A 22,176-nucleotide genomic window follows, 5' to 3' on the forward strand; every position below is an offset into this window, starting at 1 on the left:
GGGCGGTGGACCGCGGGGCCGGGCGGCTGCAGCGCGGCGGCGGACCGCCGGACCGCTGGGCCGGGGCGGTAGCCCCCGGGAGGGCCCCAGGCTGCAGGCGCACCTCCACTCCCGGTACCCTCCGGCTCATGTCCCGCCATGTCGCGATCGTCACTGATTCCACGGCCTACCTGCCCCCACTGGCCATGGCGCGGCACGGAATCACCTCCGTCCCGCTCACCGTGGTGCTCGGCGACGAGGCACTCGAAGAGGGCACCGAGATCTCGGCCCGCAGCCTCGCCCAGGCGTTGCAGAAGCGCCGTTCGGTCACCACCTCCCGCCCCAGCCCGGAGGAGTTCGTCCGGGCCTATCAGGCGGCCGCGGACGCCGGGGCGAGCGGCATCGTCAGCCTCCACCTGTCCGCCGAGTTCTCCGGTACCTACGACGCCGCGGTCGTCGCCTCCAGGACCGCCCCCGTCCCCGTCCGCGTCGTCGACACCGGCATGGTGGCGATGGCCCTCGGCTTCTGCGCGCTGGCCGCCGCCGAGGTCGCGGAGGCGGACGGCTCCGTGGACGAGGTCGTGGCCGCCGCCGAGAAGCGGGCGTCGGCCATGTCAGCCTACTTCTACGTCGACACCCTCGACTACCTCCGCCGGGGCGGCCGGATCGGGGCGGCCCAGGCGCTCTTCGGTTCGGCCCTGGCGGTCAAGCCGCTGCTGACGCTGGACGGGGGGCGGATCGAGATGCTGGAGAAGGTCCGCACGGCCTCCAAGGCCATCGCCCGGCTGGAAGAACTGGCCGTCGAGCGCGCCGGGTCGGCCAGCGTCGACGTGGCGGTGCACCACCTGGCGGCGCCGGAGCGGGCCGAAAAACTCGCGCAGCGGCTCCGTGCACGGATCCCCGGGCTGGTCGAGATGCACGTCAGCGAGGTCGGCGCGGTGATCGGCGCGCACACGGGACCTGGGCTGCTGGCAGCGGTCGTCTCGCCCCGCTGATCACCGGAACGAGTGACTGGATTATCCACAAGCGGCCTGTTTTCCACAGGAATTGACGGTTCCGAACGGCTTTCGGGATTCGCCCCTACGGTCGTTGCATGACTCCTCGCACGCGTACCTCGTATCCGTCCGGCGCCACGAGCGGCCCCGGCCGTCCCAGCCATTCCGACAGCCGTCTGCGGCACCGCCGCGCCAACCGGCGCCGCCATACTGACGCTCAGCCGGATCCCGACGCGGTGCGCCGTCGGGCGGAAGCGCTTCTCGGGGGCAGCGGCCCGCCGCGGGTCGTGCCGGCCGCGCCGGTGGTGTCAGTGCCGTCGGTCCTGCCGCTCGCGCCGGTTCCGCCGGTGCCACCGGTTGTGCCAGTCCTGCCGGTTCCGCCCGTTGCGCCGGTTGCTTCGGTTCCGCCGGCCTCGGGAGGCTTACGGGTCCCGGCGGTGCCGCCCGCGCCCGAGCGGGGCGATCCCGGAACCGGGTACCGGAGCCGGGCGGAGGCGGCGGTCGGGCCACCGCCCGGCGAGGGGGCGGAGGCAGCGGTCGGGCCACCGCCAGACGAGGGGGCCGAGGCGGAATCCCGGTCCATGCGGAGGCTGGCCGTGCGGGAGCGGCTGCCGGTGTGGCTCCAGGCCCGCTGCGGGATGGAGCCGCGCACGGTGGTCGCGGTGGCGGTGGTCCTGGTCGCGGCGGCCGGCTTCGCCGCGCAGCAGTACTGGTCGGCCCGCCCGCATCCGGTGACCGCGCCGGCCGTGGTCGCCCCGGGGACGGCGTCGGCGATGACCCCGGCTCCGGCAGGGGCCGCCGCCCCGTCCCTCCTGGCCGCAGGCACCGGGACGCGCATCGTCGTGGACGTCAGCGGCAAGGTCCGTGATCCCGGAGTGCGGAGGCTGCCCGCCGGCTCACGGGTGGAGGACGCGCTGGCCGCGGCGGGAGGGGTACGGCCCGGTACGGACATCACCGGGTTGAACCGGGCCCGGGTGCTGGTGGACGGAGAGCAGGTGCTGGTGGGAGCCCCGGCGCCGCCGGTGGCGCCCGGGGCAGGCTCGGGCGCGAGTCCCGGCCCGCTCAGCCTGGGCACCGCAACGGTCGCCCAGTTGGACGGTCTGCCGGGGGTGGGGCCGGTGCTGGCGCAGCACATCGTGGACTTCCGTACCGCCCGCGGCGGCTTTCGCTCCGTAGAGGAGCTCCGTCAGGTCAACGGGATCGGGGAGCGCCGCTTCGCCGATCTGCGCAAGCTGGTGCGGCCGTGACCGGGCCCGAGGGGCCGGGCCCGGTGGATCTGCGCCTCGCGGTGCCCGCCATGGCCGCGTGGGCAGCGGCGGCCGTCGCCCTGGACGTGCCGGCCGGCTGGACCGCCGCCGCGGTCGCTCTCGGGGCAGCCGCCGGGGGAGGGCTGATCTGGGCCGGGTGGGGGAGACGCCCCGAGCCGTTCTGGCAGGTCGGCGCGTGCGCGGCCGCGGCCCTGCTGTGCGCGGCGGCCGGAGCCGGGGTCGCGGGGCTCCACCGGGCCGAGGCGCGGGCCGGGCCCGTCGCGGGGCTGGCGCGGGAACACTCCCGCGTCCTCGCGGAGTTCACCGTCACCTCCGACCCGCGGGCCGCCCGGAGCGGGAAGGGGCCGCCCGTGACGGTGCTGGACGCGGTGGTGACCGGCGTGACCGCGCCCGACGGGACGCGTACCCGGGTCACCACGCCGGTACGGGTGCTGGCGGGGGATCCGGGATGGACGCGGCTGCAGCCGTCGACGCGGGTGACGGTGGTCGCCCGGCTGGCGCCGGCCCGGGACGGGGAGCGGGCCGTGGCACTGCTGCGCCCGGCCGGTGACACCCCGCCCAGGGTGACCGGCGGCCCCAGTACCGCACAGCGATTCGCCGGGCGCTTGCGGGCCGGGCTCCGCGAGGCCACCGAGGGGCTCGCGCCGGACGCGAGGGCGCTGCTGCCCGGCCTGGTGGTCGGGGACACATCCCGGGTGCCGCCCGATCTGCACGACGCGTTCCGGGCCACCGACCTGCTGCACCTGCTGGCCGTCTCCGGGTCGAATCTGACCGTGGTGCTGTTCCTGCTCATCGGGCCCCCGGCCCGAGCGCAGCAGGCCGAGCGGCGGGGCCTGGCGCCCCGCCTCGGGCTGTCGCTGCGGGCGACGGCCCTGTGCGGGGCCGCCCTGACGCTGGCCTTCGTCGTGGTGTGCCGACCGGAGCCGAGCGTGCTGCGGGCCGCGGCCTGCGGGTCGATCACCCTGCTGGCGATCGCCACCGGCCGGCGCAGGTCCCTGATCCCCGCCCTGGCCGCCGCCGTGCTGTTGCTCGTCCTCTACGACCCGTGGCTGGCCCGCAGTTACGGCTTCCTGCTGTCCGTTCTGGCCACCGGGGCGCTGCTCACCCTTGCCCCCCGGTGGAGCGAAGCCCTGCGGCGGCGCGGGATGCGGCCCCGGCTCGCCGAGGCGGTGGGGGCCGCCGCGGCGGCGCAGGCCGTGTGCGCGCCCGTGGTGGCCGTGCTCTCGGCCCGGGTCAGCCTGGTGGCGGTCCCCTGCAACCTGCTGGCCGAGCTGGCCGCGGGTCCCGCGACGGTGCTCGGCTTCGCGGCGCTCGCGGTGGCTCCGCTGTGGATGTCCGCCGCGGAACTGCTCGCCTGGTGCGCGGGTGTCCCGGCCGGGTGGATCGCCGCTGTGGCCCGGACCGGGGCGCGGCTGCCCGGAGCGGAGCTGCCCTGGCCCGGCGGGATCACCGGTGGCCTCCTGCTGGCCGCCGCCACGCTGGTGCTCGTAGGGCTCGGCGCCCGGCTGATCCGGAGGCGGTGGCTCTGCTGGGCGCTGGCCGTGCTGCTGCTCCTCGCCGTGCTGAGGCCGCCGCAGGTGACCCGTACGCTCACCGGCTGGCCTCCGCCCGGCTGGAGCTACGTCCAGTGCGCGGTGGGCCAGGGAGACGCGGCCGTACTGGCGGTCGCCCCGGGCACGGCGGTCGTGGTGGACGCCGGTCCCGACCCCGGCCCGGTGGACGCGTGTCTGCGGGCCCTGGGCGTGCGCAGGGTGCCGCTGCTCCTGCTGACGCATTTTCACGCCGACCACGTGGCGGGTCTTTCCGGCGTGCTGCGCGGCCGGTCCGTGGGTGTGATTCAGACCACGACGCTGGAAGAACCGCCCGGTCAGGCAGCCTTCGTCCGGCGGACCGCGGCGGCCGCCGGTGTCCCCGTCGTGGCGGCGGCAGCGGGGGAGCGCAGGCAAGCCGGCCCGCTGGAATGGTGGGTGCTGTGGCCACCTGCGGCGGGCCCGCCGTCGGAGGGGGCCAATGACGCGAGTGTGGCCCTGCTGGTGCACGCCGCGGGCCTGACCCTGCTCCTGCTGGGCGACCTGGAACCCCCCGCCCAGCAAGGCCTCTTGAAGGAGCATCCGGAGTTGGGTCCGGTGGATGTGCTCAAGGTCGCCCATCACGGCTCCGCACACCAGGACCCGGACCTGCACGCGAGGATCCGGCCACGGCTCGCGATCGTCCCGGTCGGCGCGGAGAACCGCTACGGACACCCCGCGCCGGGTACGCTCACGCGGCTGCGGGCCTTGGGGGCGACCGTCCTGCGCACCGACACCGACGGCTCGATCGCCGTCACGGGCAGGGGCGCGGGAGTGCGAGCATTCAAAGCCGGCCGGCGGCGAAGCCGGTCCGGGCATAGCGGGCGCACCCTTTCTGTTTGCCCGCAACCCGACAGCATGATCGAATGCGTCTTCGCCAGCACGGTCCAAGTCCACACAGCACGGGGGTGCATCAGCCATGTTCGGTCGCCGACGGGGTATGGAGTCGGCCGGAACGTCCAGCCCGCACACATCAGCGGCACTGACGTTGCCGCCTGCAGCAGGCCTGCTCAGCTGCCGGGTTCTCGACACGGTCCACCAGCCGGTGCGGCAGGCCGCGTTCGAGGTGACCGACCCGATCGGCCGCCGGATCGTCCGCGGGGAGACCGACCCGTACGGAGGGTTCACGGCCGCCGTGCCGCAGGGGGAGTACCGGCTGTCCGTCACCGCCGAGGGGTACGCGCCGTTCCACGGGGCCACGCTGGTCGGGGAGCCGGGGCAGCCCGGTACCGGGGAGATCATCCTGGACGCGGTGGAACCGCCGCTCCTGCCGCAGCCGGGCCACTGGGAGCTCGATCCGACGCATTCGTCCATCGGCTTCACGGCCAGGCACATCGGCTTCGCCCGGATCCGGGGCCGGTTCAACACGTTCGCCGGCGCGGTGCGGATAGCCGAGCGCATGGAGGACTCCTCCATGCACGTGATCATCGACGCGGCGAGCATCGACACCGGGGTGCGGCTGCGGGACGACCACCTGCGGTCCGCCGACTTCCTGGACGCGCCCCGGCACCCCACGGTGGAGTTCTACAGCGAGCGGTTCATCCACCGCAGCGGCAGCCGCTGGGCCGTGGCCGGCGCCCTCACGCTCCACGGAATCAGCCGCTCCGTCACCCTCGACACGCAGTACCTGGGGATCGGCACGGGTATGGAGGGCGAACCGCGGGCCGCCTGCCGGGCCACCGCCGAACTCAACCGCGAGGACTTCACCCTGAACTGGCAGTCGATGCTCGCGCACGGGATCGCGGCCCTCGGTTCGAGCGTGGAAGTGACGCTGGACGTCCAGATCGTCCACAAGACGTAGGCGTAGGCACCGGTCCCGGCGGTCTCGTCACACGGATGTCGCGGGCCCACCGGGCAGGTGACGGCACGGCCCTGCGGGGCCCGCGGCTCAGGGGGCTTCCAGCCAGCCTTCGTACTCGGCGGCGAGGCCGTCCAGCGTGGTGGCGTCGAGTCGCTGCCGCGGATCCTCCACGACCACCAGCCACTGGGCGTCCTCGGCGTCGTCCTCCCCGGCCAGGGCGTCACGGAACAGCTGGGGTTCCTCCGGGAGACCGAAGCGGTCAACTGCTTCGCGCGCCACCTCCTCGGCGGTGTCGCGGTCGGGCAGGACGAGTACGTGTCGCACATTCACGCGACCATTCTCGGGTATGCGGGACGGGGGCCTGTCGGTGCGGCGTGGGATGCTGGACACGATGGCCACCAGGAAGAACCCCACCGACGATCCCCTCGCCCCGCTCACCCTCGCGGTGGGGCAGGAGGACCTCCTCCTCGACCGTGCCGTGCGGGAGGTGGTGTCGGCAGCGCGCGCCGCCGACACCGACACGGACGTGCGCGACCTCTCCTGCGAGCAGCTCCAGCCCGGCACGCTGGCCGAGCTCACGAGCCCCTCGCTGTTCTCCGAGCGCAAGGTGCTGATCGTGCGCAACGCGCAGGACCTGTCCGCGGACACGGTGAAGGAGGTCAAGGCGTACGTCGACGCGCCGTTCGAGGAGATCAGCCTCGTCCTCCTGCACGCGGGCGGAGCCAAGGGCAAGGGTCTGCTGGACGCGGCGCGGAAGGCGGGTGCGCGCGAGATCGCCTGCCCGAAGATGACGAAGGCCACGGACCGGCTGGCGTTCGTACGGGGCGAGTTCCGCACGCTGGGGCGTTCTGCGACGCCCGAGGCGTGCCAGACGCTGGTCGACGCGATCGGCAGCGACCTGCGGGAGCTGGCCAGCGCGGCGGCCCAGCTGTGCGCGGACGTCGAGGGCACCATCGACGAGGCCGTGGTCGGCCGCTACTACACGGGCCGGGCCGAGGCCTCCAGCTTCACGGTCGCCGACCGGGCCGTCGAGGGACGCGCGGCGGAGGCCCTCGAAGCCCTGCGCTGGTCGCTGTCCACCGGCGTGGCCCCGGTCCTGATCACCAGCGCCCTGGCCCAGGCGGTGCGCGCGATCGGCAAACTGGCCTCCGCCCCTCGCGGGGCCCGCCCCGGTGACCTGGCCCGGGACCTGGGCATGCCGCCGTGGAAGATCGACCGGGTCCGCCAGCAGATGCGGGGCTGGTCGGCGGACGGCGTCTCGGACGCGCTGCGTGCCGTGGCCGCCGCCGACGCGGGAGTCAAGGGCGGCGGCGACGACCCGGAGTACGCGCTCGAAAAAGCGGTCGTGGCGGTAGCCCGCGCGGCCCGCCCCCAGCGCCGCTAGCCCGCACCGACCCTGCCCGGGTTCGTCCCGGCCGGCTGCCGCCGGGCCCCGTCCCGGCCGCAGCTCTTACCCTGTCCTGGCCCTGCCCTGCCCTCGGGCTACTCCTAGCCTCCTTGGACGCCCCGGACGAACAGAGTGCCCATGCGCTGGCTCCCCGCAGGCGGAGCAATCACGAACGCAGATACGTCCACGTATCCGTGTTCCTTGAGGATCAGCGCCCACACATCCGGTTCGTAGTCCCACCGCTTGACGACAGCAGGGTCTTCATCAGGACCACGCGGGATGTACGACGCCTGGCAGCCGTAGCACCCTTCGACAGGAGGGCGCTGGGACATAGCGAACACGCCTCCGGGCTTGAGATTCGCGTGAACGATCGGAAGCAACAGGCCGGGGTCCGAGAACCAGCCTGCACCGAAGACGCTGTAGATCGCATCGAAGACCTTGTAGGTCTGCCCCAGGTACGCGAGCGCGTCGCCCTGGTGCAGCTCCATCCCGTCCACGTCGGCCCACCGGTCCCGGGCCTTGGCGAGCTGCTTGGGGGAGAGGTCGATGCCCACAACCTTCATACCGAGGGTGGCGAGATGGGCCGCGTTCCCGCCGGCACCACAGCCAAGGTCGAGTGCGGTCTCGCCCGGCTTCAATGCGAGTACGTCGGCTCCGGGGCCGTGGTCGGCGTACTGAGTCCAGTTGAACCATGTGGACTCGCCACGGGCGTTCGTCGTGCGCCGCTGGGGCTTGCTCTGCGCGTACTCGTCCCAGGCAGCACTACGGGTGTCAGACACTTCGGTTCCGTTCTCGTTCACAGGCACAGCCGCCCGGCGGCGTGGCCGGGCGGCTGTCTCAGGGGGCTACTTGTTCACGGGGCTGTCGGTGCATCCAGCGTGGCACTGCGAGCAGTCCGCCGCGCCCTCGTTGGGCCAAAACTCGGGGTCGATGGTGAACCCGGCCGCGCGGATCGCGGCCTTCGTCGTGACCATGGCGGCCCGGCCGGATCCAGGGTCCGAGCCGCCCTCGTCCTCGTCGGGCACGTGGTGGATGTAGTCCACGCCGAGGGCCCGGGAGAAGTCGAGGTAGGGAACGCTCCGCTTGAGGAACTGGTGCCAGAACCAATCCACGCGGAGCGACGGCGTCAGCGGCTCGTCGCTGGTCGTGGTGGTGGCCAGGTACGCCACCATCTGGTTCACGCCCCGCTCGCCCATCTCGTCGGTGAGGTCGGGCCAATCCTTCCGCACGTCCTTGATGAGCAGCGCCCGAAGCTGGGGGCTGATGAGGTTCAGAACCTCGATGCTGTCGTGCTGTGTGATCGTCACGTCTGTGCCTTCCTGGTCAAGGGACGACCTCGGGTCGGTCCCTGCGGATGGTGCGTGATCGGTGGTTCGACCACCCTGGGACGTTCCGGGGTGGTAGTCCGTGGGGGTCAGGGACCGACGCGTTCGACCAAGGCCACGTCCTCATACCTGCGGGCGAACGTGGGATGCCCGGTCAGGCCCGTGTGGGCCATGCAGTCGACGTCTACGGAGGCCACGTCCGTTATGGGTCCTGCGGTCCAGCCGCAGGCGCCGTCAAGGCACTGCGCGGACACGGTGACCTCACCCTGGGGGTGGCTGACGATGCGGTGGGTCACGTATCGGAGAAGCGTGCTCACTCGCGCCCCTTGGAGTCGGGGTGGGGGTGGCGGCGGATCTCCACGTTGCAGTCACTGACGCCGCTTCCGTCGCGCATGAGCCGGCTGTGGGACCGCTGTTTGGCCAGCGCTGCGCAGACATCGCATCCCTCGGCGGGGACCGGTTCACGCGCCACCCGCATCGGCAGCTCTACCGGCGCCGTCTGGTAGTCGGTCGGGCTTGTCATCTGCCTTGCCGTCCTCTCGCCGTGTCGTTCCCTGTCGATGGACCGATGTTCCCGCCACGGGAGGGACGGAACGACGACGCTTCGGGCGTCGCGTGGGCGTCACTCGGAGGGGTGTCAATGACGCCTCCGAGGGCGTCAATTGGGTGTCATTGGCTGTGACTTCGGTCTAGCTTTGACGTCATGACGACGGCCGCCATCGTGCCGAATGATGTGCTGCGGGCCGTGCGTATCGGCCTGCGCTTAAGCCAAGACGACTTTGCCAAGGCCCTGCGGAGGGCCGGGCAAGAACTCAGGGAGCCGAACGAAGCGTCGAAGCGTCTGGTACAGCGCTGGGAGTCGGGTACGAGCAGGACACCCCGGGGCGTGTACGCGAGGGCGTTAGAGCGGGTCACAGGCCGTCCGGTCGAAGCGCTGGGGTTCGCCCTGCCCGTACCGACGGCGCGGGTGCACGGAGACGCGACAGGAGGGCATGACATGGACGCGGGTGCGGAAGGGGTCGCGGCTGCTGTCGTGAGCTCCCAGACGGCCAAACAGACGGCTGACGAGACGTTCTCGGGGGTGTGGCTCAGCCGGTACGAGTTCTACTCGTCCAGCCGGTCCGACAGGTACGAGGGCAAGCACTACGTAGTGATCGTTCAGCACGGGAACCGGCTGACCGCTCAGAGTCTCCCCGGAGCGTCCAGCAACCCGGACAGCCCCCTCACGCTGGACCTGACCGTTGACCGCAACGTGGTCACCGGGTCGTGGGTGGAGCAGACGGCGGCAGATGGCTACTACAACGGGGCTCGCTACCACGGGGCCATTCAGCTGTTGGTCGAGCCGACCGGCCGCCGCATGGCGGGGAAATGGGTTGGCTTCGGTAAGGACTTTGACGTGAACACGGGGCCGTGGGAGCTGCGGCTTGTGGACCGGTCCACAAGCAAGGCGGCGCTGGAGCGGTATAGCCAACCGCCGGAGTGATCATGCGGTTCTCGCCCCAGATGTAGAGCGCAGGAATAAGGGACGCCCCGTCATCCGCCCGCGCGGTTGGCGGGGCTCTCTTGCGTCCGGACGCAAAGAAGCCCCCCAGTGGGGACCAGGGGGCTTCCACGCTGGTCAGCGTGGCGTACTAGCCAGCGTGCCGTGTCTGAGAGAAGTCACGAGGTGTGCCGCACTTTGCCGCGACTTGCGAACGCAGGCCGCGTGCGGCGCGGTGTGCCGGTCAGGAGCGGAAGAGAGGGCCCGCTGGGTCCTCACCGGCGATTCACATCGAGGGCTCAGCCCTGAAGGGAGGCAACCTTGGAGGCCAGCGCCGACTTCTTGTTGGCGGCGGCGTTCTTGTGGATGACACCCTTCGAGACGGCCTTGTCGAGCGCACGGGAGGCGTCGCGAGTGGCCACGGTGGCCTTCTCGACGTCACCGGCGACGACGGCCTCACGGGCCTTGCGGATCGCGGTCTTGAGCGAGGACTTGACGGCCTTGTTGCGCAGGCGCGCCTTCTCGTTCGTCTTGTTCCGCTTGATCTGGGACTTGATGTTCGCCACGAAAGAGCCTTTGCAGGTTCAGAGTTTGATCTTCGGATTGCGTCCCTCCCCCGGACTCAGTCCGGGGAGACCCCCGACTGAGAGGGCGTACGAGACACAGCTGCCCAGGCTACCAGGCACGATCCGGACGGCCCAAACCGAGCGCACTGCCCCGTCCATGGGACCATGGGAGTCTGCGTATGGATCCACATCGCCCCGACGAAAGCGGCGCGACGCGGACTCCCGCTCAGACCGACGCTTCGCCAACGCTTCCGACTGCGACCCGAGAATCAGGACACTGCGTGCCCGCGATCCCCAGCCACGTGCCCGAGCCGAGCCGTACCGACCCGGCGCTGATCCGCAACTTCTGCATCATCGCGCACATCGACCACGGCAAGTCGACCCTTGCCGACCGGATGCTCCAGCTCACCGGTGTGGTCGACCAGCGGCAGATGCGCGCCCAGTACCTCGACCGCATGGACATCGAGCGTGAGCGCGGCATCACCATCAAGTCCCAGGCCGTCCGGCTGCCCTGGGCGCCCAGGACGGGCGAGGACCAGGGCAGCACCCACATCCTCAACATGATCGACACCCCCGGGCACGTCGACTTCACCTACGAGGTCTCCCGCTCGCTGGCCGCCTGCGAGGGCACGGTCCTCCTGGTGGACGCCGCCCAGGGCATCGAGGCGCAGACCCTCGCCAACCTGTACCTGGCGATGGAGAAAGACCTCGCGATCGTCCCGGTCCTGAACAAGATCGACCTGCCGGCCGCCCAGCCGGAGAAGTTCGCCGAGGAGCTCGCGAACCTGGTCGGCTGCCAGCCCGAGGACGTCCTGCGGGTCTCCGCGAAGACCGGTCTCGGCGTGGACGCGCTGCTCGACAAGATCGTCGCCACGGTCCCGGCCCCGGTCGGCCCCAAGGACGCCCCGGCCCGCGCGATGATCTTCGACTCGGTCTACGACTCGTACCGCGGTGTCGTGACCTACGTCCGTGTCGTCGACGGCCAGCTCAACAAGCGCGAGCGCATCCGGATGATGTCCACCGGCGCCACGCACGAGCTGCTGGAGATCGGTGTCTCCTCCCCGGAGATGACCCCGGCCGACGGCATCGGCGTCGGTGAGGTGGGCTACATCATCACCGGCGTGAAGGACGTCCGGCAGTCCAAGGTCGGTGACACCATCACCAGCCTGCACGGCGGCGCGACCGAGGCGCTCGGCGGCTACAAGGACCCGAAGCCGATGGTCTTCTCGGGCCTGTACCCGCTCGACGGCTCGGACTACCCGGACCTGCGCGAGGCCCTGGACAAGCTGCAGCTCAACGACGCCGCGCTCGTCTACGAGCCGGAGACCTCGGCGGCGCTCGGCTTCGGCTTCCGCGTCGGCTTCCTCGGCCTGCTGCACCTGGACGTGGTCCGCGAGCGCCTGGAGCGCGAGTTCGGCCTGGACCTGATCGCCACCGCCCCCAACGTGGTCTACCGCGTGGTCCTGGAGGACGGCAAGGAGGTCACGGTCACCAACCCGAGCGAGTTCCCCGAGGGCAAGATCTCGGACGTGTTCGAGCCGGTCGTGCGGGCCACCGTGCTCGCGCCGACCGAGTTCATCGGCGCGATCATGGAGCTGTGCCAGAACCGTCGCGGCACCCTCCTCGGCATGGACTACCTCTCCGAGGACCGCGTCGAGATCCGTTACACCCTGCCGCTCGCCGAGATCGTCTTCGACTTCTTCGACCAGCTGAAGTCCAAGACGCGCGGTTACGCCTCCCTCGACTACGAGCCCACCGGCGAGCAGGCCTCCAGCCTGGTCAAGGTCGACATCCTGCTGCACGGCGACAAGGTCGACGCCTTCTCCGCCGTCACGCACAAGGACGCCGCCTACGCCTACGGTGTGCGCCTCGTCGCCAAGCTGCGCGAGCTCATCCCGCGGCAGGCCTTCGAGGTGCCGATCCAGGCTGCCGTCGGCTCGCGGGTCATCGCCCGCGAGACCATCCGCGCCATCCGCAAGGACGTCCTCGCCAAGTGCTACGGCGGTGACATCTCCCGTAAGCGGAAGCTGCTGGAGAAGCAGAAGGAAGGCAAGAAGCGGATGAAGATGGTCGGCTCGGTGGAGGTCCCGCAGGAGGCCTTCATCGCCGTCCTCTCCAGCGACGAGTCCGGCGCCAAGAAGAAGTAGCCCTGTGCAGCCTTGCGGTGAGTGGCGCCTGGGCGCCGCGCGGCGCGAGGACGCGAGCAGGCCCCCGTGCACCGGCGCGGGGGCCTGTTTCGTTATGAATCGGCCGCTCGCGGACTCTTACGCACCAGGCGGAGGGCCCCTAGTCTGATCACTGCTCGATGGTTACTCGCCAGTTACAAGCCCTGAGTCAGCGCACCGGAGCATGAGCCGTCACGACAGCCCAGCCCGCGTGGTCCCGGAGGACGTCCGTGAGCGACACACAGACCTTGATCGAGAACCGCCCGCCCACCGTGGCGGCCCTCTTCCTTGAGCGCGTCGCCGCCACGCCGAACGCGGAGGCGTACCGGTTCCCGGTGCCGGCCGCCGGCGGCGAGGGCGCTCCCGACGACTGGAGGTCGCTCAGCTGGGGACAGGCGGCCGAGCGGGTCTTCGCCATCGCCGCCGGGCTGATCGACCTCGGGCTGCGAGCGGAGGAGCGCGTCGCGCTCGCCTCCAACACCCGGGTGGAGTGGATCCTCGCCGACCTCGGCGTGATGTGCGCGGGCGCCGCGACCACCACCGTCTACCCGAGCACCAATGCGGAGGAGTCGGCGTACATCCTCGCGGACTCGGCCAGCCGCGTGCTCATCGCCGAGGACGCGACGCAGCTGGCGAAGGCCCGCGCGCACCGCGCCGACCTTCCCGAGCTGGCGCACGTCGTCGTCATGAACACCGCCGACGCGGTGTCCGCCGAGGGCGACCCGGAGGGCTGGGTGCTGAGCCTCGCCGATCTGGAGAAGCGCGGTGCGGAGTACCTCGCCAAGCATCCCGAGGCGGTCAAGGAGCGGATCTCGGCCATCACCGCCGACCAGCTCGCCACCCTGATCTACACCTCCGGCACCACCGGCCGTCCCAAGGGCGTGCGGCTGCGGCACGACAGCTGGTCGTACATGGCCAAGGCGACGGTGGCGACCGGCCTGATCAACGCGGACGACGTCCAGTACCTGTGGCTGCCGCTGGCCCACGTCTTCGGCAAGGTGCTGACCTCCGGCCAGATCGAGGTCGGTCACGTCACCGCCGTCGACGGCCGCATCGACAAGATCATCGAGAACCTGCCGGTCGTCCAGCCGACGTACATGGCGGCCGTTCCGCGCATCTTCGAGAAGGTCTACAACGGGGTCGCGGCCAAGGCCCGGGCCGCGGGCGGCGCCAAGTACAAGATCTTCCTCTGGGCGGCGGGCGTCGCCCGCGAGTACGCCAAGGTCACCCAGGACAACTTCCGGCGCACCGGCCAGGCCACGGCGCCCTTCGGCCTCACCACCAAGCACAAGATCGCCGACACGCTCGTCTACTCCAAGCTCCGCGAGGCCTTCGGCGGCAAGCTGCGCGCCGCCGTCTCCGGCTCCGCCGCCCTGGCCCCCGAGATCGGCTACTTCTTCGCGGGCGCCGGCATCCACATCCTGGAGGGCTACGGCCTGACGGAGTCCAGCGCCGCATCCTTCGTCAACCCGGGCGAGGCCTACCGCACCGGCACCGTCGGCAAGCCGCTCCCCGGCACCGAGGTCCGGATCGCCGACGACGGCGAGATCCTGCTGCGCGGCCCCGGCATCATGCAGGGCTACCACAACCTGCCCGAGAAGACCGCCGAGGTCCTGGAGCCGGACGGCTGGCTGCACACCGGCGACATCGGCGAGCTCTCCCCGGACGGCTACCTGCGCATCACCGACCGCAAGAAGGACCTGATCAAGACCTCCAACGGGAAGTACGTCGCCCCGGCCGAGATCGAGGGACGGTTCAAGGCGATCTGCCCGTACGTGTCGAGCATCGTGGTGCACGGCGCGGACCGGAACTTCTGCTCGGCGCTGATCGCGCTGGACGGCCCGGCGATCCTGGGCTGGGCCGCCGAGCACGGCCTGGAGGGCAAGACGTACGCGGAGGTCGTGGCGGCGCCGGAGACCACGCGGCTCATCGAGACGTACGTGCAGACCCTGAACGAGGGCCTGCAGAAGTGGCAGACGGTGAAGAAGTTCCGGCTGCTGCCGCGGGACCTGGACGTGGAGCACGGTGACCTCACGCCGAGCCTGAAGCTGAAGCGGCCCGTGGTCGAGCGCGAGTTCAAGTACCTGATCGACGAGATGTACGAGGGATCCCTGGAGGCGTAGCGCTGGTCACGGCGGGTCGGGTGCGCGGCCTGGAGGGGCCGGGCCCGGCCCGTCCAGGCCCCCCCGCAGGTGGCGGGGCCGGCGGGGCCGGGGGAGCCGGCGGGTGCGGGACAATGGGTGCATGCCTTCCGCACTGCCCGACGGTGAACCCATGCCCGCAGACGGCTCGCTGCCGTCGCACGCCCTGGCGGGAGCCGCCGAGCGGCCGCTCGGCTTCTACCTGCACGTCCCGTACTGCGCCACGCGCTGCGGGTACTGCGACTTCAACACCTACACGGCGACCGAGCTGCGGGGCACCGGAGGCGTGCTCGCCTCGCGCGAGAACTACGCCGACACCCTGATCGACGAGGTCCGCCTGGCGCGCAAGGTCCTGGGGGACGATCCGAGGGCCGTGCGCACCGTCTTCGTGGGCGGGGGCACGCCGACGCTGCTGCCCGCGGGTGACCTCGTACGGATGCTCGCCGCGATCCGGGAGGAATTCGGCCTGGCCGACGATGCCGAGATCACGACGGAGGCCAATCCGGAGTCGGTGGATCCGCGGTACCTGGCGGAGCTGCGCGCGGGTGGCTTCAACCGCGTCTCCTTCGGCATGCAGAGCGCGAAGCAGCACGTCCTGAAGGTGCTGGACCGCACGCACACGCCGGGACGCCCGGAGGCGTGCGTCGCGGAGGCGCGGGCGGCGGGCTTCGAGCACGTCAACCTGGACCTGATCTACGGGACGCCGGGCGAGAGTGACGAGGACTGGCGGACCACGCTCTCGGCGGCGCTGGGGGCCGGTCCGGACCACATCAGCGCGTACGCCCTGATCGTGGAGGAGGGCACTCAGCTGGCCCGCCGGATCCGTCGCGGCGAGGTCCCGATGACAGACGACGACGTGCACGCCGACCGCTACCTGATCGCGGACTCGGTCATGGCGGGGGCCGGCTACTCCTGGTACGAGGTGTCGAACTGGGCCACCTCGGAGGCGGGGCGCTGCCTGCACAACGAGCTGTACTGGCGCGGGGCCGACTGGTGGGGCGCGGGGCCGGGCGCGCACTCGCACGTGGGCGGGGTGCGGTGGTGGAACGTGAAGCATCCGGGTGCGTATGCCGCCGCGCTGGCGGAGGGGCGCTCTCCCGGCGCCGGGCGGGAGCTGCTGTCGCAGGAGGACCGGCGGGTGGAGCGGATCCTGCTGGAGCTGCGGCTGGTGGACGGCGTGCCGTTGTCGCTGCTCGCGCCGGCGGGTTTCGCGGCGGCGGGGCGCGCGCTCGCGGACGGGCTGCTGGAGGCCGCGCCGTATGCCGCCGGGCGGGCCGTGCTGACGCTGCGCGGGCGGTTGCTGGCCGACGCGGTGGTCCGCGACCTGGTGGACTAGCCCCGGGCGCTGCCCGGCTGCTTGCTGGGGGCTCTGCCCCCAGACCCCCGCGCCTCAATCGCCGGCGGGGCTGGATGGCGGCGGCTCGTCGGGCGCGACCCGGGCCCCCGGGGCCCCAAACGCCGCCGGGGCGGGACTGGCTATGGGGCCGTTACGAAGTCGATCAGTTCTTCGACGCGGCCCAGGAGGGTTGGTTCCAGGGCGCGGTACGAGGTCACGTGGGACAGGATGTGCTGCCAGGCGGCTCCCGTGTTGGCCGGCCAGCCCAGGGACCGGCAGACGCCCGTCTTCCAGTCCTGGCCGGGCGGGATCACCGGCCAGGCCGCGATGCCCAGCGCCGACGGCTTCACCGCCTGCCAGACGTCCACGTACGGGTGGCCGACGATCAGGACGTTGGGCGAGGTCACCGACGCCGCGATACGGGACTCCTTCGAGCCCGGCACCAGGTGGTCCACCAGGATGCCCAGGCGGGCGTCCGGCGCCGGGGCGAACTCCGCCACGACGGCCGGGAGGTCGTCGATGCCCTCCAGGTACTCCACCACCACGCCCTCGATCCGCAGGTCCTCGCCCCAGACCCGCTCCACCAGCTCCGCGTCGTGGCGGCCCTCGACATAGATCCGGCCCGCGCGCGCCACCCGCGCCCGCGCGCCCGGTACGGCGATCGAGCCGGAGGCCGTCCGGGCCGCGGCCGCGGGGCTGCCGCGCCGCGGGCGGGTCAGCGTCACCACCGCCCCCTCCAGCAGGAAGCCCCGCGGCTCCATCGGGAACACCCGCCGCTTGCCGAAGCGGTCCTCCAGGGTCACCGTGCCCGCCTCGCAGGCCACCACCGCGCCGCAGAAATCCGTACCCGCCACCTCGATGACCAGGCCCGGTTCCGCCGCCACCTCGGGCACGGCCTTGGGGCGCTTCCACTGCGGGGTCAGGTCGGGGGAGTACTCGCGCATCCGGCCGACAGTAGGAGAGCCGGACCGCTCACGCCTCCGACACGCCGAAACGGGCCGCCAGTGTGGCGCGTTGCGCACGGACGAAGTCCGCCGGGACCACCGCTCCGTGACCCGGCACGTACAGCGCGTCGTCGCCGCCCAGGGACAGCAGCCGGTCGAGAGCGGCGGGCCACTGCCCTGGTACGGCGTCCGGCCCCGCCTGCGGTGGGCCGGACTCCTCGACCAGGTCCCCGCAGAAGACCACCTCCCGCTCACCCGGCACGAAGACGGCCAGGTCGTGCCCGGTGTGGCCCGGCCCCACATTGGCCAGGAGCACCTGCACCCCGCCCAGCTCCAGCGTCCACTCGCCCGACACCGGATGCCGGGGCAGCACGAGCATCTCCACGGCTTCGGCCGCCTCCCGCTCCGCCAGCCCGTGCCGCACGGCGGAGTCCCGCAGCGCCTCCCGGTCGGCCGCCAGCAGGGAGTCCAGGCCGACCGCCCCGTACACCTCGGCCCCGGCGAAGGCGGCAGCGCCCAGTACATGATCGAAATGTCCGTGGGTGAATGCGATATGGGTCACGCGCCGGCCGGTCAGCCGCTGCGCCTCGGCCCGGATCCCCGCCCCTTCCCGCAGGGACGAGCCGGGATCGACCAGGAGGACCGAATCGTCGCCCGCCACCAGCCCCACGGTGCAGTCCCACACCGGCAGCCGACGCCGGCCGGCGCGTCCGGTCAGCCGTTCCCAGCCCGCCTCTTCCCAACGCACGTCCATGCGACGACGCTACCTTGGCGGGCCGCCCTTGCTAGGGGCGTACCGCACGGCCGTACACTGAGCGGGGATCGCTGGCACTCGAACGCTCAGAGTGCCAACGAAGCGAAGACCGCGGAAGACCGGCGACGACAACACGCAACACAGGTGGAGGTGTGCGCGATGCTCAGCGAACGCAGACTCGAAGTGCTGCGCGCCATCGTCCAGGACTACGTCGGGACGGAGGAGCCGGTCGGCTCCAAGGCGCTCACCGAGCGGCACCGGCTCGGCGTCTCGCCCGCCACCGTGCGCAACGACATGGCCGTGCTGGAGGAGGAGGGCTACATCGCCCAGCCCCACACCAGCGCCGGCCGGATCCCCACCGACAAGGGCTACCGCCTCTTCGTCGACAAGCTGGCGGGGGTCAAACCGCTGTCCTCGCCCGAGCGCCGGGCCATCCAGAACTTCCTCGACGGCGCCGTCGACCTCGATGACGTGGTCGGCCGTACGGTGCGGTTGCTCGCCCAGCTCACCCGGCAGGTCGCGGTCGTGCAGTACCCCTCGCTGACGCGCTCCACCGTGCGCCACGTCGAGCTGCTGTCGCTGGCCCCGGCCCGGCTGATGCTCGTACTGATCACGGACACCGGACGTGTCGAGCAGCGGCTGATCGACTGCCCGAGCCCCTTCGGGGAGACCTCGCTGGCGGACCTGCGGGCCCGGCTCAACAGCCGGGTCGTCGGCCGCCGTTTCACCGATGTGCCCCCGCTCGTCCAGGACCTCCCCGAATCCTTCGAGGCGGAGGACCGCGGCACCGTCTCCACCGTGCTCGCGACGCTCCTCGAAACCCTGGTCGAGGAAGCCGAGGAACGGCTGATGATTGGCGGTACCGCCAATCTCACCCGCTTCGGACACGATTTTCCCCTGACCATCAGGCCGGTGCTCGAAGCGCTGGAGGAGCAGGTCGTGCTCCTCAAGCTGCTCGGCGAGGCCAATGAGTCGGGAATGGCCGTACGGATCGGGCATGAGAATGCCTACGAGGGACTGAACTCCACGTCGGTCGTCTCGGTCGGTTACGGTTCGGGCGGCGAAACAGTCGCCAAACTCGGCGTGGTCGGACCGACCCGCATGGACTACCCCGGAACGATGGGAGCGGTACGCGCAGTGGCACGTTACGTCGGACAGATCCTGGCGGAGTCGTAAGTGGCCACGGACTACTACGCCGTTCTCGGCGTGCGCCGCGACGCATCGCAGGACGAGATCAAGAAGGCCTTCCGCCGCCTCGCGCGTGAACTTCACCCGGATGTGAATCCGGACCCGAAGACGCAGGAGCGTTTCAAGGAGATCAACGCGGCTTACGAGGTGCTCTCGGACCCGCAGAAGAAGCAGGTCTACGACCTCGGCGGCGACCCGCTGTCCTCCTCCGGCGGCGCCGGCGGCGGAGCGGGTGGCTTCGGAGCGGGTGGCTTCGGCAACTTCTCCGACATCATGGACGCCTTCTTCGGCCAGGCCTCGCAGCGCGGCCCGCGCTCGCGGACCCGGCGCGGCCAGGACGCCATGATCCGCCTCGACCTGGAACTGGACGAGGCGGCCTTCGGGACGACCAAGGACATCCAGGTCGACACGGCCATCGTCTGCACCACCTGCTCCGGTGAGGGTGCCGCTCCCGGTACCTCGGCGCAGACGTGTGACATGTGCCGTGGCCGCGGTGAGGTCTCGCAGGTCACCCGGTCCTTCCTGGGCCAGGTCATGACCTCCCGCCCCTGCCCGCAGTGCCAGGGCTTCGGCACCGTGGTCCCGACCCCGTGCCCCGAGTGCGCGGGCGACGGGCGGGTCCGCTCCCGCCGCAGCCTGACGGTCAAGATCCCGGCCGGTGTCGAGAACGGCACCCGGATCCAGCTCGCGGGCGAGGGCGAGGTCGGCCCCGGCGGCGGCCCCGCCGGTGACCTGTACGTGGAGATCCACGAGCTGCCGCACCCGACCTTCCAGCGTCGCGGGGACGATCTGCACTGCACGGTGACCATCCCGATGACGGCGGCCGCCCTGGGCACCAAGTGCCCGCTGGAGACGCTGGACGGCATGGAGGAGATCGACATCCGGCCCGGTACCCAGTCCGGCCAGTCGATCCCGCTGCACGGGCGCGGCGTCACCCACCTGCGCGGTGGCGGGCGCGGCGACCTGATGGTCCACGTCGAGGTGACCACCCCGTCCAAGCTGGACGCCCAGCAGGAGGACCTGCTGCGCCAGCTCGCGAAGCTGCGCGGTGAGGAGCGGCCGCTGGGCCAGTTCGCGCCGGGGCAGCAGGGTCTGTTCAGCCGGCTGAAGGACGCGTTCAACGGCCGCTGACCGGCCTGGCACCATGCGTACGAGCCCGGCCCGGGGACGCCCCGGACCGGGCTCGACGCATGATCCGGCACGCGCCCGGAAGCGGACTATGCCAGGCGAATGCCATGATTCGGTCCCGTGAGCGGGACATGGCACGATGCACTCCATGTCCACCGCACCGAACGGTCTCTCCCCCTACCCGATCGTGCAGGCTCCCATGGCGGGCGGCGCCTCCTGTCCGCCGCTCGCCGCCGCGGTGTGCGAGGCGGGCGGGCTCGGCTTCCTCGCCGGGGGCTACAAGACCGCCGACGGCATGTACCAGGAGATCAAGCGGTTGCGCGCGCTCACCCGCCGCCCCTTCGGCGTGAACCTCTTCATGCCGCAGACCGGTTACGTGGATCCCGCCGCCGTCGAGGCGTACCGGGGGCAGCTGGCCGGCGAGGCGAGCTGGTACGACATCTCCCTCGCCGCCGAGGACATCATCGGCACCAGCGACGACGGCTACGACGCCAAACTCGCCATCCTCACCGAGGACCCGGTCCCGGTCGTCTCCTTCACCTTCGGCTGTCCCACGCCCCAGGCGCTCGCCCGCCTGCGCGAGGCCGGTACGTACACGGTGGTCACCGTGACCTCCGTCGACGAGGCCCGGGCGGTGCAGGACGCGGGCGCCGACGCGGTCTGCGTCCAGGGCGTGGAGGCGGGCGGCCACCAGGGCACCCACCGCGACGACCCGCAGGCCGACGGCACGGCGTCCATCGGGCTGCTCGCGCTGGTCGCCCAGGTACGCGAGGCGGTCGCCCTCCCGATCATCGCGGCGGGCGGCCTGATGCGGGGCTCCCAGATCGCCGCGCTGCTGGCGGCGGGGGCCGGGGCGGCGCAGCTCGGCACGGCCTTCCTGGCCTGCCCGGAGTCGGGGGCGGACCCGCTGCACAAGAAGGCGCTGACGGATCCGCTGTTCGTCCGTACCGAACTGACCAGGGCCTTCTCCGGGCGGCCGGCCCGAGGCCTGGTCAACCGCTTCATGCGGGAGCACGGGCCGTACGCCCCGGCCGCCTATCCGCAGGTCCACCACCTGACCTCGGGGCTGCGCAAGGCGGCCGCCGCGGCCGGGGACCCGCAGGGGATGGCGCTGTGGGCGGGCCAGGGCCACCGGCTGGCGCGGGCGCTCCCGGCGGGGGAACTGGTCGAGGTACTGGCGGCCGAACTGGGCCAGGCACAGAGAGCGTTGCGAGACATGCAGATGAGGAGCGCGTCATGACCGCCCCCGTGTTCGTGGTCGAAGAGGTCCCCTCGGGGCCGGAATTCGTCCTGGACGGCCCCGAGGGCCGGCACGCGGTCTCCGTGAAGCGGCTGAATCCGGGTGAGGCGCTGGTCCTCACGGACGGCCGGGGCGCCTGGGCGCAGGCGGTGGTGAAGTCGGCCGAGGGCAAGGACCGCCTGACCGTGTCGGTGTCCGCGACCGGGAGCGAACCGCTGCCCGCCGTCAGCATCACGGTGGTACAGGCGCTCCCCAAGGGGGACCGCGGCGAGCTGGCCGTCGAGACGATGACCGAGACGGGCGTGGACGCGATCGTGCCGTGGCAGGCCTCGCGCTGCATCACGCAATGGCGCGGCGACCGCGGCGCGAAGTCCCTGGCCAAGTGGCGGGCCACGGCCCGGGAGGCGGGCAAGCAGTCCCGCCGGGTCCGCTTCCCCGAGGTGGCCGAGGCCCTGTCCACGAAGCAGGTGGCCGCACTGCTGGCCGGCGCCGACCTGGCGATGGTCCTCCACGAGGACCGTGACACGCCCTCGCAGGCCCTGGCCACCGCCGAGCTCCCGGCCACGGGCTCGATCGTGCTGGTCGTCGGCCCGGAGGGAGGCGTCTCCCCGGAGGAGCTGGCCGCCTTCGCCGCGGTCGGAGCCCTCCCGTACCGGCTGGGGGCCTCGGTGCTGCGGACCTCCACGGCCGGTACCGCCGCGGCGGCGGTCCTGCTGGCGCGGACGGGGCGCTGGTCCTGACCGGCGCCCGCCCTGACCTGGGCGCCTGCTGGACGGCGCGGGCCCTGACCTGCGCGGCCTGCTGAACCGGCGAGCCCCCTGACCCGCGCCCTCTGACCTGCGCCCCTCACCGGCTTGGCCGTTGACCGGTTCGGCCGTTGACCGGCGCGCGGCCGGGCGGCGCCCGCCGAC

Annotated in this window: 20 protein-coding genes and 1 pseudogene; 13 read left to right on the forward strand and 8 right to left on the reverse strand. The window is 72.0% G+C overall.

Going from position 1 to position 22,176, the window contains the following annotated elements; all coding sequences use genetic code 11:
- The first annotated feature begins 128 nt into the window (after window positions 1–128).
- The 4 genes and pseudogenes from ACWDX7_RS04030 to ACWDX7_RS04045 all read left to right on the forward strand — a co-directional run bounded on the left by ACWDX7_RS04030 (window position 129) and on the right by ACWDX7_RS04045 (window position 5,611).
- Window positions 129–974: a DegV family protein gene (locus ACWDX7_RS04030; RefSeq protein ID WP_451489299.1), complete on the forward strand. Its 846-nt coding sequence runs from the start codon at window positions 129–131 to the stop codon at window positions 972–974.
- Window positions 975–1,555: 581 nt separating this feature from the next.
- Window positions 1,556–2,221: a helix-hairpin-helix domain-containing protein gene (locus tag ACWDX7_RS04035; protein ID WP_451489298.1), complete on the forward strand. Its 666-nt coding sequence runs from the start codon at window positions 1,556–1,558 to the stop codon at window positions 2,219–2,221.
- A gap of 50 nt (window positions 2,222–2,271) precedes the next feature.
- Window positions 2,272–4,593 (forward strand): annotated as a pseudogene (locus tag ACWDX7_RS04040) (ComEC/Rec2 family competence protein); the annotation flags it as partial.
- A gap of 136 nt (window positions 4,594–4,729) precedes the next feature.
- Window positions 4,730–5,611: a YceI family protein gene (locus tag ACWDX7_RS04045; protein WP_451489297.1), complete on the forward strand. Its 882-nt coding sequence runs from the start codon at window positions 4,730–4,732 to the stop codon at window positions 5,609–5,611.
- A gap of 87 nt (window positions 5,612–5,698) precedes the next feature.
- Here ACWDX7_RS04045 and ACWDX7_RS04050 read toward each other — a convergent pair whose 3' ends face one another.
- A complete protein-coding gene (locus tag ACWDX7_RS04050) occupies window positions 5,699–5,941 on the reverse strand; it encodes a ubiquitin family protein (RefSeq protein WP_355406715.1) in 243 nt (80 codons plus the stop codon).
- A 61-nt stretch (window positions 5,942–6,002) separates the two neighbouring features.
- On the opposite strand from ACWDX7_RS04050, the gene holA reads away from it, so the two are divergent.
- Complete coding sequence (gene holA, locus ACWDX7_RS04055; RefSeq protein WP_451489296.1) at window positions 6,003–6,995, forward strand: DNA polymerase III subunit delta; 993 nt, start codon at window positions 6,003–6,005, stop codon at window positions 6,993–6,995.
- Window positions 6,996–7,099: 104 nt separating this feature from the next.
- On the opposite strand, the gene ACWDX7_RS04060 is transcribed toward holA, so the two are convergent.
- From ACWDX7_RS04060 to ACWDX7_RS04075, 4 genes are all read right to left on the reverse strand, one after another.
- Window positions 7,100–7,798 carry a class I SAM-dependent methyltransferase gene (locus ACWDX7_RS04060; RefSeq protein WP_451489295.1) on the reverse strand — a complete coding sequence of 233 codons (699 nt, stop codon included), beginning with the start codon at window positions 7,796–7,798 and terminating at the stop codon, window positions 7,100–7,102.
- Between the two features lie 45 nt (window positions 7,799–7,843).
- Complete coding sequence (locus tag ACWDX7_RS04065; RefSeq protein ID WP_451489294.1) at window positions 7,844–8,305, reverse strand: hypothetical protein; 462 nt, start codon at window positions 8,303–8,305, stop codon at window positions 7,844–7,846.
- Window positions 8,306–8,412: 107 nt separating this feature from the next.
- Window positions 8,413–8,640, reverse strand: coding sequence for a DUF7848 domain-containing protein (locus ACWDX7_RS04070; protein ID WP_451489293.1), 228 nt, complete (start codon window positions 8,638–8,640; stop codon window positions 8,413–8,415).
- Window positions 8,637–8,846: a hypothetical protein gene (locus ACWDX7_RS04075; protein WP_451489292.1), complete on the reverse strand. Its 210-nt coding sequence runs from the start codon at window positions 8,844–8,846 to the stop codon at window positions 8,637–8,639. The genes ACWDX7_RS04070 and ACWDX7_RS04075 overlap by 4 nt, the downstream gene beginning before the upstream one ends.
- Window positions 8,847–9,026: 180 nt before the next feature.
- On the opposite strand from ACWDX7_RS04075, the gene ACWDX7_RS04080 reads away from it, so the two are divergent.
- A complete protein-coding gene (locus ACWDX7_RS04080; RefSeq protein WP_451489291.1) occupies window positions 9,027–9,806 on the forward strand; it encodes a helix-turn-helix domain-containing protein in 780 nt (259 codons plus the stop codon).
- A 296-nt stretch (window positions 9,807–10,102) separates the two neighbouring features.
- Here ACWDX7_RS04080 and rpsT read toward each other — a convergent pair whose 3' ends face one another.
- The gene (gene rpsT, locus ACWDX7_RS04085; protein WP_451489290.1) at window positions 10,103–10,369 is read right to left on the reverse strand and encodes a 30S ribosomal protein S20; all 267 of its coding nucleotides are present in this window, start codon (window positions 10,367–10,369) and stop codon (window positions 10,103–10,105) included.
- Window positions 10,370–10,650: 281 nt separating this feature from the next.
- Between rpsT and lepA the strand changes: the two genes are divergently transcribed.
- The 3 genes from lepA (at window position 10,651) to hemW (ending at window position 16,011) form a co-directional block, all read left to right on the forward strand.
- Window positions 10,651–12,516, forward strand: a complete 1,866-nt coding sequence (gene lepA, locus ACWDX7_RS04090) for a translation elongation factor 4 (protein ID WP_451489289.1) — start codon at window positions 10,651–10,653, stop codon at window positions 12,514–12,516.
- Window positions 12,517–12,764: 248 nt separating this feature from the next.
- Complete coding sequence (locus tag ACWDX7_RS04095) at window positions 12,765–14,657, forward strand: AMP-dependent synthetase/ligase (protein WP_451489288.1); 1,893 nt, start codon at window positions 12,765–12,767, stop codon at window positions 14,655–14,657.
- A gap of 121 nt (window positions 14,658–14,778) precedes the next feature.
- Complete coding sequence (hemW, locus tag ACWDX7_RS04100) at window positions 14,779–16,011, forward strand: radical SAM family heme chaperone HemW (RefSeq protein ID WP_451489287.1); 1,233 nt, start codon at window positions 14,779–14,781, stop codon at window positions 16,009–16,011.
- A gap of 140 nt (window positions 16,012–16,151) precedes the next feature.
- Here hemW and ACWDX7_RS04105 read toward each other — a convergent pair whose 3' ends face one another.
- Together ACWDX7_RS04105 and ACWDX7_RS04110 are read right to left on the reverse strand one after the other, a co-directional pair.
- The gene (locus tag ACWDX7_RS04105; RefSeq protein ID WP_451489286.1) at window positions 16,152–16,955 is read right to left on the reverse strand and encodes a DUF3097 domain-containing protein; all 804 of its coding nucleotides are present in this window, start codon (window positions 16,953–16,955) and stop codon (window positions 16,152–16,154) included.
- 28 nt (window positions 16,956–16,983) lie between these two features.
- Entirely contained in the window at window positions 16,984–17,709 is a 726-nt protein-coding gene (locus ACWDX7_RS04110; protein ID WP_451489285.1) for an MBL fold metallo-hydrolase, read from the reverse strand.
- Window positions 17,710–17,868: 159 nt separating this feature from the next.
- Between ACWDX7_RS04110 and hrcA the strand changes: the two genes are divergently transcribed.
- The 4 genes from hrcA to ACWDX7_RS04130 all read left to right on the forward strand — a co-directional run bounded on the left by hrcA (window position 17,869) and on the right by ACWDX7_RS04130 (window position 22,005).
- On the forward strand, window positions 17,869–18,885 hold the full coding sequence (hrcA, locus tag ACWDX7_RS04115; protein WP_189736873.1) for a heat-inducible transcriptional repressor HrcA: 1,017 nt from the start codon (window positions 17,869–17,871) through the stop codon (window positions 18,883–18,885).
- Window positions 18,886–20,028 carry a molecular chaperone DnaJ gene (gene dnaJ / locus ACWDX7_RS04120; RefSeq protein WP_451489284.1) on the forward strand — a complete coding sequence of 381 codons (1,143 nt, stop codon included), beginning with the start codon at window positions 18,886–18,888 and terminating at the stop codon, window positions 20,026–20,028.
- A gap of 145 nt (window positions 20,029–20,173) precedes the next feature.
- Window positions 20,174–21,265 (forward strand): nitronate monooxygenase, encoded by a 1,092-nt coding sequence (locus ACWDX7_RS04125; RefSeq protein ID WP_451489283.1) that lies wholly within the window; start codon window positions 20,174–20,176, stop codon window positions 21,263–21,265.
- A complete protein-coding gene (locus ACWDX7_RS04130; protein ID WP_451489282.1) occupies window positions 21,262–22,005 on the forward strand; it encodes a 16S rRNA (uracil(1498)-N(3))-methyltransferase in 744 nt (247 codons plus the stop codon). The genes ACWDX7_RS04125 and ACWDX7_RS04130 overlap by 4 nt, the downstream gene beginning before the upstream one ends.
- Window positions 22,006–22,176 lie beyond the last annotated feature (171 nt).

It is taken from the genome of Streptomyces sp. NPDC003034, assembly GCF_053591375.1.